Raw genomic sequence first — 13,766 nt, 5'->3', positions numbered from 1 at the left:
CCGCCCCGGCCGCCCTCCGTTCTCCGTCCCCTCCCCCATCCGGCCCCAAAGGAGCCACGATGAGCAGCAAGCAGACCCTGCTGACCCTTCGCGCCTGGCAGGGGGGACCGGCGCTCTCGGGACCCGACGACGCACAGCCGTTCCCGCGGTTCGGTGCGCCGGACCGGGCTCCGTACGGCGCCGTCGGCCCGGCGGACGATCCGTCGCCCACCGTCGCCGCCCCCGCCCGGTACCCCGCCCGCCGGTCCGCCGACGGCGCCCGCGCCGTCTACGACCTGTCCACGAAGGAGCCGGTCCCGTTCGTCTCCTCGCTCGCCCACCACGAGGTCGACGACGCCCACCTCTGGATCGCCGTGGAGGACGGCAAGCTGCTGGTCGCCGACGACGTCGACCACGCGCTGCTCACTCTCCTCGTCGCCGGCACGACGCCCGCCGACGCCGCCCGCGAGCTGCACCGGTCCCACGGGCTCGCCCCGGACGCGGCGACGCAGGCGATGGCCAAGCTCGTCGCGCGGGTCGCACACGCCGGGATGGTGCGCGGGATCCGCGGCCACCACTCGGTCAAGCAGGTACGGCCGCACGTGTTCGCCCGCTTCCATCTGACCAACCGCTGCCAGCTCGAATGCGTGCACTGCTACACCAGCTCCGGCCCGTTGCTGCCCAAGGACGGCGAACTGACCACCGAACGCTGGATCAGGCTGGTGGAGGACTTCGCGGCGAACGGCGGGGAGAAGCTGCTCCTCACCGGCGGCGAAGCGCTGCTGCACGAGGGCTGCATCCCGGTGATGCGGCGAGCCCACGAACTCGGGCTCGAGGTCACGCTGTTCTCCAACGGCATGGCCGTGCCCAAGCACCTCGGCGACATCGTCCGCTACGCCGACATCGTGCAGATCAGCGTGGACGGACCCACCGCCGAGTCCCATGACGCGATCCGCGGCCCGCACTCCTTCCGCCGGGCCGTGCGCGCCATCCGTCTCCTGCTCGACGCCGGAGTGCAGACGCGGGTCAGCACGACCGTCATGGCCGCCAACTGGGCAGCCGTGAAGGCGGGACTCCCGGGCTTCGCCGAGCAGTGGCGCGACACCGACCTGCGGTTCCGGATCAGTTACGGCGCCATGGCGCACGGCCGGGGCACGGACCTCGACCACGACCTGGACACCGACGAGGTGCGGGCGTGGGTCGACGCGCTGCTCGGCGAGCTGCGCGAGGAGGACGACAAGGTCCACGGGTCCAACATGGTGCAGAAGATCAGCGGTTGCGGATACGCCGAGCAGCTCGTGGTCGCCCCCGACGGGCTCGTGTACCCCTGCCACCTGATGTCCGGTGCGCTCGGCCACGTCGACCAGCTGCCGCTCGGCGAGATCACGACCTACCTCGGGCGCACGGCCGCGGCCTTCGGGGTCGACAACCGGGAAGGCTGCCGCTCCTGCGACCTGCGCAACCTGTGCGGCGGAACCTGCCGTGTGGAGGACGAGAAGCACACCGGCAGCAGACTGGTGACCACCTGCACGCCCGAGGAGAAGCTGCGCAGGCGGCGCTTCCTCGTCCAGCGCTACCGACCGATCCCCCACCCCGCGCCGCCGGCCGGCTCCGAGCCGGGGCAGGAGGACGCGTGACGCTCGCCGAGCTGCTCCGCCCGACGGACGCGGCGGCCTTCGTCGACTCGGTACGGAGTCGGGAGGCGCGCCTGTTCCCCGGCGCCGCCTCGAGTGCCCCACCGCTCGACATGGACGGCTTCGAGGCCATGCTCGGTGCCCTGCACCACGCGCACGAGGGCGTGCTGCACCTGGCCCGCGGCGGAGACCGACGCCCCTTGCCGCCGACGGTCGTCGACGCGGACGGCATGCTCGACCTGCGACAGGTCCGGCAGTTGTTCGAGGACGGCGAGACGCTCTACCTGACCAAGGCGCACCGGCTCTCGCCGTCGCTGGCCGACCTGTGCCGCGGCATCGAACTCGACCTGGCGGAGCATGGCGTCGCCCTCCGGGCGCCGGCCGGTGCCCACGTGTTCGCCACACCGGCCGCGGCGCAGGGGTTCGCGCCGCACCGCGACGACCACGGGAGCCTGGTCGTGCAGCTCGACGGGCACAAGACCTGGCGGGTGGAGGAGGGCAACGGCCCGCAGCAGCCGTGCGGGGTCCCGGCGCGGGACTGGGCTCGGATCCCGCAGCGGGAGTTCGCGCTGGAGCCGGGGGACGTGTTGTACGTGCCCGAGTACCGCGGGCACGTGGCCCGGACCGGGACCTCATCGTCCCTGCACCTGACGATCAGGCTCTTCCCGCTGCGCTGGCGGGACGTCCTCGACGAGGTCGTGGCGGGCCTGCCCGGTCTGGACGCGCCGGTCCCGCATGCCCGTACGGCCGATGCCGACGCGCTCGCCGCCGGGCTGGCCGACCTGCTCGGCTCCCCGGGCATCCGTACGGCGTTGCCGGGCCTCCTCGACGGACTGTCCGCCCGGCGCACCGCCCGCCGGGTGGTCCTGGCGGACGGCGGGCTCGGCGAGCGCGGCGGCCTGGAGGGGATCGACGAGAAGACGTGGCTGGTGCGCGCACGGGGCACGGACTGCCGCGTGACCACGGACGACGTCTCCGCGACGATCCATTTCCCGGGTGGCGCGGTCCGCGGACCGAGCGGTGTGCTGGCCGCGTTCGAGCACGTGGCCGGGGCACGCGTGCTGCGTGCCGTCGACCTGCCCGGCGTCCTCGCCCCGGGCGCCGCGGTCGACGTCGTCCGGAAGCTGGTGTCCGAGGGGCTGCTGCGCCGCGCGCGACCGGGCGAGATCGATGGGCTCGTACGGTGAACACACGGCCGGTCGTGTTCCTCGGCCCGTCGATGCCCCTCGCCGAGGCCCGTCTGCTCCTCGACGCCGACTACCGTCGGCCGGTCCGGCGCGGCGACCTCGACGCGTTCCCTGCCGGACAGGTCGTCGGGATCGTCGACGGCGTCTTCGAGCAGTCCCTCGCGGTCAGCCCGGCAGAGGTGCGCTCGGCCGTCGACCGGGGAGTCGTCGTGTACGGCGGCGGCAGCATGGGCGCGTTGCGCGCGGCCGAGGTTCCCGGTGTCATCGGCATCGGGCTGGTCCACGCCTGGTACCGCGACGGTGCCATCAGCCGGGACGACGAGGTCGCGCTGCTGTTCGACGCGGAGACCGCCGCTCCTCTGACCGTGCCCATGGTGAACGTCCGCTACGCGGTCGACCGCCTGCACCGCGGCGGCACCATCGACCGACCCACCGCCGACCGTCTGCTCGCGGCCGCGCTGGAGCTGCCGTACAAGGCGCGCACCCACCGCCGCGTCGTCCGCTCCGCCGGGCTGCTCGATCGCGCCGACGGCGAGGACCTCGTCGCCATGCTGGCGGGGCACGACCTCAAGCACCGGGATGCCCAGTCGGTCCTGGAGGCGGTGGGGGCGGCCCGGGTGGCGCCCATGCCCGGTGGGGAGCCCCGCGTGAACGTGGAGCGGCCGGTCGCCGAGCCCGTCGCCACCGGTACGGCTCTGATCTGGGAGAGCGGCGACCGGGTCGACGACGACGAACTGTTCGCCTTCCTCGCGTACACGGGGCGGCTCGAACCGCTGGGCCGTGCCGCCCATCCCGTACCGCCCGAGCTGTTGCCGGCGGTCGACGCCGAGGCCGCCCGGGCCGGGTTCCGGTCCGCCGTGCGCCGCTGGGGGTGGCTGAGCACGGAGGAGGCCCGGGTCACGCTCGCGGACCTCGGCATCGACCTGTCGACCCTCAACCGCCGTGCCGAGGCGGAGGCCGTGGCCGATGCCGGGCTGACGGCGTGGGCCAGGGCCGATCGCGAGGTGTTCCGTCGATCGGTGCGCGCCGCGCTGTTCCTGCACGACGCCTCGCTCAAGCGGGAGGTGATGCGGCAGGGTGCGCTGCGCCTGTTCGCCGAGGAGGATCCCCGCCCGGCGGGAGCCGGGGAACTCGCCGAGGCGTGGCAGGTGCTCTGCAAGGCGAACCTGGCGGTCGACCGGGAGGCCCTGCGGCAGCGGTGGGCACAGTGGGGTCATGGCGACCGCGCCGCGCAGGACGCCTTCGCCGAAGGGCTCGCGCGGGCTCGGCGTAACGTACGGACGCTGGCCGCGACGATGGCCGGCGGGGCCCTGCCCGCCGCCGCCCGCACCGCACCGCACCCTGCCCCAGGGCTGCGCAGTCGGCCGAAGCCCCCCGGGGAGCGACGCTTCTGCACCTCTCTGCGTCAGGCGCGCGACCACGCGGAGCGGCTGGCGAAGACCATCGGGATCACCCGGATCGGGATGGTCGGCGAGCTCGGGGACATCGGCGGCGTCCAGATCGCGCAGGCCGCCCGACCCGACGGCCGCTGGTCCAGCACGTACGGAAGCGGCAAGGGGCTCACCGAGGACGGTGCGTACGTCGGCAGCGTCATGGAGGAGTTGGAGAAGTGGGCGCAGGAGCGCTGGGTGCCGCGCGCCGACGACCTCGTCGAGGGCAGCTACCGCGAGCTGGGCGGCGACGCCGTGGACCCGGCGGGACTGGCCTTGCCGTACGACAGCGGTTACACCCCCGAGCTGCCGCTGACCTGGGTGCGCTGCCCGGACCTCCTCACCGCCCGGACGGTCCTCGTCCCGCTCGACCTGCTGCGGCTCGAACGCGGCCGGGGCGACATCTGCTTCAGTCCGCGCGGGGCACGGAAAGTCATCGCGACCAACGGTCTGGGGTCGGGATTCTCCCTCGAGGAGGCGTTGCTGCACGGGCTGTGCGAGTACGTGGAGCGCCATGCCCAGCGCCTCGCGGAGGTCGCCCTGGTGAACCCCGGCGGGACGGGGGCGCCGCCGTTCCGGTTCGTGGACCCCGACACCGCTCCGGACCGGGCGCGCGAGGCAGCGGAGCGGCTGCGCCGGGCCGGGCACGTGGTCCGGGTCCTCGACATCACGTCGGAGGTCAAGGTCCCCACGTTCATGGTGACGGTGTGGCGGGGCCTGGACCGCGCCGAGGGCTACGGCACCCATCCTGATCCCGGGACGGCGGTCGAGATGGCCCTGCTGGAGGCCGCCCAGTCGATCGCCTGCTCGGTGGCGGGAGGTCGCGAGGACCTCACGATCAGGGCCCGCAGCCTCGGCCGGCACGAACGGCCTCGTCCCATCTCGCACGAGGACGCCTGGTTCTGGCTCGACCCGGACATCGTCACGACCCCGCTCCCACGAGGGCATACCTGTGACGACGTGCTCGACGACCTGCGGTGGACCCTGCGGCGGGTCGCCGACGCCGGTGTCGCCCACGTTCCCGTGCTCGACCTTTCCCGCCCGGAGACCGCGCCCGGCCATGTCGTGCGGGTGATCGTCCCTGGCCTGGAGAGCAACAATCCGTTTGCGACCGGAGAGCGCGCCCGGCTGACGCTCCTGCGCGACCTGCTGCCCCGCTGGTCCTGAATCCCGACCGGAGAACGCCATGACGACGACAGAACTCGACCTGCCGCGGGCCGACTCGGTGGTCCGCGCCATCGGCGAGCGCGGTTACCTGCTGGTGGAGAACCTGCTGCCCGAACCGGCCGTCGACCGGATGCGGGAGTCCCTCGAACGGCTGCTGTACGCGGAGAAGCAGCGCAATCTGCACCCCAGCGGACACCAACGGGTCCTGCATCTGCTGGCGAAGGATCCCGTGTTCCTCGACGCCCTGGTCCACCCCTTCGTCCTCGCCGTGTGGCGGCGCTATCTCGGCGAGGACCTGATCTGCTCGACGTTCAGCTCGAACACGCTCTGGCCCGGCGCCGTCGAGCAGTACTGGCACGCCGACCACCCCTACTGGACGCTGACCCCGCCGTGGCCCGCCGTCCCGCTCGCCGGGCAGTGCATCTGGTTCCTGGACGACTTCACCGTGGAGAACGGCGCCACCGCCGGCATTCCCGGTTCGCACCGGGCGAACCGGCTGCCGGACATGGGGGAGTCGTGGTGCGACGAGGGCGAGATCCTCGCCGGTCCCCGCGGGAGCGTGATCTTCGCCGACGGCGCCTGGTGGCACACGTCCCGTCCCAACCGCTCCACGGGGTCGAGGTCCGCCCTGCTCATCACCTACACGCACACCTTCTGCGTGCCGCAGGAGGACATGCGCTCGCAACTGGCCACTCTCGCCGACCCGTCCGACCTCGTGGTCGAGCTGCTCGGGGGCAAGCAGTACCAGTCCCGCCGCGACTTCCCGTACTGACCGCCCGACGCCGGACCCGCGAGGCCCTCCCCCCCCCCATGCGCTTCGCCCCGCTCAAGTGCGCTGGTCCCCGAAAGGTCCCCAAAAACGATCAAGAGGCCGTTTCAGATTGCTCTGAAACGGCCTCTGACCTACGACTCTTTCGAGTCGGGACGACAGGATTTGAACCTGCGACCCCTTGACCCCCAGTCAAGTGCGCTACCAAGCTGCGCCACGTCCCGATGCGCGTCTCCGTGGGGTTTCCCCCGCGTCGTCGTGCAGGGAAAACATTACCTCACTCGAGGGGTGGGATGACGCACGGGTAGTCACCGGGGGTGGGGGAGCCGGTCGGCGCCGCAGGTGGTGGCGAGCGCGGTGGCGCGGGCGAGGGTGGCGGGGTCGGCGGTGGCGTGGGCCAGGTCGAGACGGGCGCGGGCTTCCTCGTAGCGGGAGGGGGAGGTGGCGAGGTGGGCGACGGCCCGGGTGAGGAGGTGGGCGGACTCGGGCGGGTCGGAGAAGAGGGCGAGGCAGCGGAGGGACTCGCCGAGGGCGGTGGGGGTGCCGAGCCGTTGCGCGTGGGCGTACGCATCGGCGGCGATCCGGGCTGCGCGGTCCGGGTCGGTGGAGGCGAGGGCGCGGGCCAGGTCGAAGGGCCACGGCGCCCAGACGACGTGGTGCCGGCCCCGTCCGGTCAGGGCCTCGGCGGCGGCTTCGAGCGTGTCGACCGCCTCCTCGCGGCGGCCTTCGGCGAGCAGCAGGCGCCCGAGGACGCTCGGGCCGTCCGGGAGCACGATCGCGCCCGGCCAGGGCGGGCCGAAGGCGTGGTGGTCGGCGACGGCCCGCGCCTCCTCGGTGCGGCCGCGCGCGAGGAGGGTGTCGACGAGGAGGCAGGCGGTGTCCCAGTGCACGGGCAGCCCGCCGCCGACGCGGTCGGCGAGGCGCAGCCCCTCCTCCAGGTACCGCTGCGCGCTGACCAGTTGACCGCGACGCCGGTGCACCAGGCCCAGGAGGGCGTGGGCGAAGGCCAGGTGGGCGCCGCTCCACCCGGAGATCTCGAAGGCGCGGACGGCCTCCGCGAACAGGGCCTCGCCCCGGTCGGGCCGGTCGGCGAAGACGTACGCGATGCCGGTGAGGGACGGGATCTCGAAACCCCAGGTCGGGTCGGTCCAGCCGAGCCCCCGGGCGGGTAGGCCGTCGACGAGGGCCCGATCGCAGAGCCGTACGACCTCCGCCGCCGGCTCGCCCCGCAGCATCGCGTCGAAACCCCGCACGGCGACGAGCGCCCGCTCGGAGTTGTCGGCGCCGGTGAGGCCCCGGGTGAGTTCGGCGAGGCGGCGGGAGCGGCCCGGGCCGTCCTCCTCCGCCGCCTGGAAGCCCTCGTACATGAAGTGGGCCGCCTGGAGTCGCCGCCGCCCGGTCCCGGGCGGCGTGCGGCGCGCTTCGGCCGCCACGGTCCTCGCGGCCTCCTGGAGCTGGTTGTTGTGGGCGAGCGCCTGCGCCAGCCGATACGTGGCGTCGATCCTCAGGGAGTCGTCGAGACCCGGCAGGTCGAGCGCCGACCGCAGGTGCCGCACGGTCGCCGCCGGTGACGTGAGCAGCGACGCGCACCCGAGCTCGTAGAGGACCTCGGCGTACGTCTCCGGCAGCGGCGGTTCCGCGAGCGCCCGCTCCAGGCAGCGCCGCGCCGCGTCCGGCGCCCCCACGGCGAGGTACTCGCCCGCGGCGGCCCGCAACCCCCGCACGACGTCCTCGTCCTCGTCCGGATGCACCTCCAGGAGATGCCGCGACACGGCCGCGGGCCCGCGGCCCGCTCCGTCGAGCGCCCACGCGGCGCGCCCGTGCAGCGCGGTCCGCACGGCCGGCGGCACCGAACCGTAGACGGCCGTCGCGATGAGGGGGTGCGCGAACTCCAGGGGAGCGTGCGGGTCGCCGGGGCCGGGCCAGTCGATCGGGACGGCAAGCTCCGGCCTGCGGGGGTCGGGCTGGTCGGGCTGGTCGGGCTGGTCGGGCTGGTCGGGCTGGTCGGGCTGGTCGGGCTGGTCGGGCTGGTCGGGCTGGTCGGGCTGGTCGCTGGAGTCTGCCGTGGGACTCGTGGGCGGCGGGGTGAGGATCCTCGCGCGGCGGAGTCGTGCGGTGTGGTCCGTGACCTCGTCGGCCTTCATGCCGGTGAGGGCCGCGAGGAGATGCGGTGTGCCGTCGGCGCCGAGGACGGCGATCGCCCAGGCGAGGCGGGTGGGGCCGGGGCCGAGGGCTTCGAGGCGGGCGACGAGGCCGCCGCCGCGGGCGCCGGCGCCGAGGTCGCGGAGGAGCGCGGCGGAACCGGCGACGGGTTCGAGCATCCGGTCGCGGGCCTTGGCGAGGAGTTCGACCGTCTCGTACGGGTTGCCCGAGGTCACCGTCCACAGTTCGCGGCAGAACGGCTCGTCCGCGTGGCCCCCGAGCGTCTCGCGGGCGAGAGCGGCGGCGGCTCCGGGGGTGAGGGCGTGCAGGCCGAAGGTCAGGATGGCGCGTTCGGCGAGCGCCGCGAGGCTCGCCGCCGCCTCCGGCCGGTCCGGCCGCGGCGTCGGCGGGCGGTGGGCGAGGACGACGAGGACCGGGAGCCGCCGGTCCCGTCCGCCCCTGGTGAAGGCGTCCAGCCAGGCCAGGGACTCGGCGTCGGCCCAGTGGGCGTCGTCCACGAGCAGCACCAGCGGCCTGTCCCGCAACCGGTCCGCGAGGCGGCCGAGGAGCCCTGCCAGGCCGTCCCGCACACCCTGCGGGTCGGCGGGCGCCGCCGAGGGCGAGAGCGGCGGTGCGATCCCGAGCGCGGGGGCCAGGAGGTCGTGGTGGTCGCCGAGGAGGCCTCGGACGTCCTCGGGCCCGAACCGGTCGAGAGCGGGCTGGAGCAGTTGCCGGGTGAGGTGGAAGGGGACCGAGGCGAGGGCCTCGCCGCCCCGGGCCGTCAGCACCGTGCAGCGGTCCCCCGCGGCGCGGTGGACCGCCGCGAGCAGGGCCGTCTTGCCGATGCCCGGCTCGCCCCGGAAGACGAGTATCCCGCCGCGCCCCGAGCCGGCCGCCGCCGCGCCGGCGACGAGCGCGTCGACGGCGTGCGCCGTCGCGGCGAGCTCCGGGTCGCGTTCGAGCAGTCCGGCCGACTGCGGCCGGCAGGGAGCGGGCCGCACCGGGCCCGGCCCCGCGGAGTCGGCGAACGTCTTTGCGGGCGGCGGCTGTTCGGGTTCCGACGGCACCGGGCACTCACTCCCCCACACGAACATCCGGCCTGACGCGACCCGCGCGGTCCACGCGGACCAGGCCGTTACTGGACAGACGAGCCTAGCGTTCCCGATCGTTGCGGGGGCCACAATGGACGGGTGAACCGGACAGCGAGTGACGACGGCAGGGATCGCGACACGGCGGGTCGGGCCCGGAGCGCCCGCCCCCGCGACGGACTCGGGCGGCCGCTGCCGTACGGCGCCGAGGGTGTGCCCCGCCAGCCCGAAGGGGTCGTGCGCGGACCGGAGGAGACCCTTCGCGAGGCGCAGCGGCTCCTGGACGCCGGGATGCCCTTCCACGCGCACGAGGTCTTCGAGGACGCCTGGAAGTCGGGCCCCGAGTCGGAACGCGACCTCTGGCAGGGCCTCGCACAGCTCGCCGTGGGCCTGACCCACGCCGCCCGCGGCAACACGACCGGCGGCGCCCGCCTGCTGCGCCGGGGCGCCGCCCGCCTCGCGGACGCGGCTCCGGAGGCCGCCGCGTACGGGATCGACGCCGATGGACTCACGGCGTGGGCAAGGGAGTTGGCGGCCCGCACGGAGGCCGGCCCCGGTGCGGCGGATGTCGTGGACACGGAGGCGGACGCCTCCGCGATCGGCGAGGCGGGAGCGGGCACCTCCGCGGGCGACGAGGAGGGCGGCGAGGCGGGCGGCGCCACGGACGGCAAGGCGGGCGTTGCCACGGGCGGCGAGGCTACGACCGGCGCCTCGGCCGTGGGCGGCGCGGCTACACCCGACGCCTCGGCCGCGGGCGGCGCGGCTACACCCGGCGCCTCGGCCACGGGCGGCGCGGCTACACCCGGCGCCTCGGCCGCGGGCGTCGACCCCGTCGCGGAGGCACCCCGCCTACGCCGGGACGGCGTCTGAGCGGAGGGACGCTCGGCGCGCCCGGACCGTCGCGCTCTACGCCCCGACCCGGCCGCGGTCGAGAAGACCGCCCCGGCGGCCGCGGCGGCCTGCGAGGAGATCCGCGCCTCCCACTCATGGGCCGTCCGAACCCACCGCCGCGCCGGAGCGGCCCGACCACCCCAGACCCAGCCCCCGGCCCCAGCCCCAGCCCCAGCCCCAGCCCCAGCCCCACCGAACACCTTCTACTTTCGCGGGTGTTCGAGCTCGCGCTGGAGTACGGAGGTGTGGCTGAGGGTGGGGTCCTTGGCGGCGGTGAGGAGGGTGATGGTCTCGCGGGTGGCGAGGTCCTTCAGGCGGTCGAGGGCGAGGGCGGCGTCGGGGGCGGCGAGTTCGGCCTCGTAGCGGCGGCAGAACTCGTCGTACCGGCCGTCGGGGCCGTGGTACCAGTGGCGGAGCTCGGTGGAGGGGGTGAGCGCCTTGGGCCATTCGTCGATGTGGGCGTCGGTCTTGCGGAGCCCGCGCGGCCAGAGGCGGTCGACGAGGACGCGTACGCCGTCGTCGGGCGACGGTGTGTCGTAGACGCGGCGGACGCGGACGGCGGGGGCGCTTGCGGGCATGGTGTCAGCGTGCCGGACGACACGCGGACTCACTCGGCGACGCGCAGTGCCGGAAGGAGGACGGCGTCGACGAAGGTCCGCATGGTGGAGGCGTCGGCGAAGCGGTCCTCGAAGAGCCGCTCGATGCGGAGCATGCCCATGAAGCAGGGCGCGACGAAGCCGATGGCCGGGTTGCCTGCGGCCACCTCGCCGCGCTCGACGGCGCGCGCCACGACGGCGTCGATGGCCGCGACCTCCGGGGCGATGACGGTCTCGCGGAGCGCGGCGCGCAGGTCGGGGTGCTGGATGAAGGCCTGGGCGACGGCCTCCATCAGCTCGGCGTCGCGTTCGCGGTGGGAGGCGGCGATGCGGGCGGCCTCGCGCAGGTCGCCGGCGAGGGTGCCGGTGTCGATGCCGGCGAAGACGGTGCAGCGCCGCTGGGCCAGCGCGGCGGTGACCAGCTGCGGTTTCGTGCCCCACTGCCGGTAGAGGGTGGCCTTGCCGCACTTGGTGCGGGCGGCGACGCCCTCCATGGTCACCGAGTCGTAGCCACCCTCACGGAGGAGGCAGAGCACGGCGTCGTACAGCTCCGTCTCGCGCTCCGGTGTGATCTTGCTGCGACGGGCTGCGGCGCTGGCGGCCTGTGTGGACATCGATCCGATCCCTCCCGGACACCTCTGTCTCTGCACATACGAGAGTAGGGGGTGCACAATCGAGACGCAAACGTATCGAGACGCTTGCGTCTCGATGAAATCGGATCTAGGCTCACTCCGTTTGTTGGCGATTTGACGGATTAGAGGGCCGCGCGATGGCTGCCGGGTTGAGCGGGATACGAGGACCACGTCCTGCAGGACGGGGGATGACACCCACCCCCGACCCCGCCGGGCACGACCGGATCGAGGACCGGGAGGACGCCGGCGCCGACGGCACCGGGTCGGCCAGGCCCCCGCTGCTGCGCGAGCTCCTGCTCGTCACCGCGCTCTTCCTCGTCTACAAGTTCGGCCGGTTCTTCGCCAACGGCCACGAGGCCCGCGCGTTCCGGAACGCCGACCGCGTCTGGGACGCCGAGCGGGCGCTGCACCTGCCGGGCGAGGAGACGGTCCAGCAGCTGCTGCTGCACGGCGAGCCGCTGGTCAAGGCCGCCAACACCTACTACGCGGCGGTGCACTTCCCGGCCACCATCGCCTTCCTCGTCTGGCTGTACTGGCGGCGCCCCGCCCACTACCTGTGGTCGCGCCGCGTGCTGGCGCTCCTCACGGGCGCGGCGCTCGCGCTCCACCTGCTGATGCCGCTCGCCCCGCCGCGAATGCTCGCCGCGTCCGGACTCGTCGACACCGCCCGGATCTACGGCCCCTCGGTGTACGGGGCGACGCCGGAGACGGACTCGATGGCGAACCAGTTCGCGGCCATGCCGTCGCTGCACTTCGGCTGGGCGCTGATGGTCGCGATCGGCCTGATCGCCGCCACGCGTTCCCGCCGGCGGGTCCTGTGGCTGCTGCACCCGCTGCTCACCCTGCTCGTCATCGTCGGCACCGCCAACCACTACTGGTTCGACGCGCTTGCCGCCGCGGTACTCCTCGGCCTCGCGCTCCTGGCCGTCCGCGCCCCCGGCCGGCGGAGCACGGCACCTCCTCCGCCGGTGGGCCGCACGCTCGGCGCGACCGCCCTGCCGGCGGGAGCCCTGCGATGAGCCCCGCCGCCGGCACCGTGGTCGCGGTGCTCCTCTCCCTCGTCTCCGCCGCCGGGTACGCGCTCGCCGCCGTCGCCCAGTCCCGGCTCGCCGCCACCTCCGCCGCCGCCGACGGACGCGGCGCCCTGCGCGCGCTGCTCGCCCGCGGGCAGTGGTGGTGGGCCGTCGGCCTCAACGCCGCCGGCGCGCTGGCGCACGTCGTGGCCCTGCACTACGGGCCGCTGACCCTGGTTCAGCCGCTCGGCGCGCTCACCCTCGTGGCGGCACTGCCGCTGGGCGCGCACCTCGCGCACCGCCGGGTCACCAGGACCGAGTGGCGCGGCGCGCTGCTGACCCTGGCGGGCCTCGTCGGCCTGGTCGCCGTGACCGGCCCGACGGCGCCCGGCGAGGCGCTCAGCCTGCGCGAGTCCCTGGCCGTCGCGGCGGCGACCGCGCTCCTGATCGCCACGCTCGCCTCGGGCCGACCGACCGCGCGCGGCGCGTCCGGCGACGGTCGGACCGGACGCGGGCTCGGGCACGCCACGGCCTCCGGGATCGCATCGGGCGTCGCGTCCGCGCTCACCCAGACCCTCACGGCCGCGCTCGCGCGGGAACTCCCCGGCGACGAGCCCGTCTGGTGGCAGACGGCGCTGCTCGCGGTCCTCATATCCGCCTTCGCCACGGGCGGCCTCCTCCTCTCCCAGGCCGCCTACCGCGGTGGCCTCGCGGCCCCCCTGGCCGTCGTCAACCTCGCCAACCCGGCCGCCGCCGCCGTCATCGGGGTCGCCCTGCTCGGCGAGACCTTCCGGGCCGGCGCCTGGGGCTGGCTCGTCGCGGCGGCCGCCTCCCTCGTCGCGGCGCGGGGCGTGGTGCTCCTGACGAAGGGCGGTGCGAAGGAGGCCGGCGCGGAGACGGGGCCGGCATCCCCGGCCGCCGCGTCCGAACCCACGGCCGGAGCAGCGGCCGACCTGGCGGCCGGAGCCGTGACCGCGGCCGGAGTCATGACGGCGCTCGCGCCCTCACCCCTCGCCGCACAGACGGCCGACCCCCTGGCGGCGCTCGCCCTGGCGCCCACCCCGGCGCACGCACCCGGGTTCGCGACCACGGTCGTACAAGCAGCCGACCCGGCCGGTGCATCCGGGCCCGGGCCGGCTGCCGAGCCCACCGTCGTCCCCTCGCCCGCCGCCGCGTCGCCCCGCCCGTCGCACCTGGCGTGTCACTGAGCCGAACCCGGCGGGAGTCCCTTTCGTCAC

At 74.8% G+C, this 13,766-nt stretch carries 9 protein-coding genes, 1 tRNA gene and 1 pseudogene; 7 read left to right on the top strand and 4 right to left on the bottom strand.

The features are described 5' to 3' along the window. Nucleotides 1-59: 59 nt before the first annotated feature. From OO54_RS25480 to OO54_RS25465, 4 genes are read left to right on the top strand one after another with little or no spacing between them, the layout of a single operon-like run. Nucleotides 60-1,616 (top strand): radical SAM/SPASM domain-containing protein, encoded by a 1,557-nt coding sequence (locus OO54_RS25480; RefSeq protein ID WP_051787175.1) that lies wholly within the window; start codon nt 60-62, stop codon nt 1,614-1,616. Beyond that, the gene (locus OO54_RS25475) at nt 1,613-2,800 is read left to right on the top strand and encodes a JmjC domain-containing protein (RefSeq protein WP_033206926.1); all 1,188 of its coding nucleotides are present in this window, start codon (nt 1,613-1,615) and stop codon (nt 2,798-2,800) included. The genes OO54_RS25480 and OO54_RS25475 overlap by 4 nt, the downstream gene beginning before the upstream one ends. Next, nucleotides 2,797-5,397, top strand: coding sequence for a YcaO-like family protein (locus tag OO54_RS25470; protein WP_051787174.1), 2,601 nt, complete (start codon nt 2,797-2,799; stop codon nt 5,395-5,397). Before OO54_RS25475 ends, OO54_RS25470 begins: the two co-directional genes overlap by 4 nt. Before the next feature lie 19 nt (nt 5,398-5,416). Continuing rightward, nucleotides 5,417-6,169 (top strand): phytanoyl-CoA dioxygenase family protein, encoded by a 753-nt coding sequence (locus tag OO54_RS25465; RefSeq protein ID WP_033206924.1) that lies wholly within the window; start codon nt 5,417-5,419, stop codon nt 6,167-6,169. Between the two features lie 147 nt (nt 6,170-6,316). Here OO54_RS25465 and OO54_RS25460 read toward each other — a convergent pair. Further along, a tRNA-Pro gene (locus tag OO54_RS25460) sits at nt 6,317-6,390 on the bottom strand. Between the two features lie 84 nt (nt 6,391-6,474). Next, nucleotides 6,475-9,375 (bottom strand): ATP-binding protein, encoded by a 2,901-nt coding sequence (locus OO54_RS25455; RefSeq protein ID WP_063738326.1) that lies wholly within the window; start codon nt 9,373-9,375, stop codon nt 6,475-6,477. 123 nt (nt 9,376-9,498) lie between these two features. Here OO54_RS25455 and OO54_RS25450 point away from each other — a divergent pair. Further along, nucleotides 9,499-9,987, top strand: a pseudogene (locus OO54_RS25450) (DUF309 domain-containing protein); the annotation flags it as partial. Nucleotides 9,988-10,490: 503 nt separating this feature from the next. On the opposite strand, the gene OO54_RS25445 reads toward OO54_RS25450, so the two are convergent. Next, nucleotides 10,491-10,865: a DUF488 domain-containing protein gene (locus tag OO54_RS25445; RefSeq protein WP_033206922.1), complete on the bottom strand. Its 375-nt coding sequence runs from the start codon at nt 10,863-10,865 to the stop codon at nt 10,491-10,493. A 29-nt stretch (nt 10,866-10,894) separates the two neighbouring features. After that, nucleotides 10,895-11,497, bottom strand: a complete 603-nt coding sequence (locus OO54_RS25440) for a TetR/AcrR family transcriptional regulator (RefSeq protein ID WP_017240902.1) — start codon at nt 11,495-11,497, stop codon at nt 10,895-10,897. Between the two features lie 206 nt (nt 11,498-11,703). Here OO54_RS25440 and OO54_RS25435 point away from each other — a divergent pair, with 206 nt between their 5' ends. Together OO54_RS25435 and OO54_RS25430 are read left to right on the top strand one after the other, a co-directional pair. After that, entirely contained in the window at nt 11,704-12,534 is an 831-nt protein-coding gene (locus OO54_RS25435; protein ID WP_033206920.1) for a phosphatase PAP2 family protein, read from the top strand. Beyond that, nucleotides 12,531-13,736 carry a DMT family transporter gene (locus tag OO54_RS25430; RefSeq protein ID WP_033206918.1) on the top strand — a complete coding sequence of 402 codons (1,206 nt, stop codon included), beginning with the start codon at nt 12,531-12,533 and terminating at the stop codon, nt 13,734-13,736. Before OO54_RS25435 ends, OO54_RS25430 begins: the two co-directional genes overlap by 4 nt. Nucleotides 13,737-13,766 lie beyond the last annotated feature (30 nt).

It is taken from the genome of Streptomyces wedmorensis, from assembly GCF_000716445.1.
GTDB classification, from domain to species: domain Bacteria; phylum Actinomycetota; class Actinomycetes; order Streptomycetales; family Streptomycetaceae; genus Streptomyces; species Streptomyces wedmorensis.
This window is presented reverse-complemented; position numbering and strand designations above follow the sequence as displayed.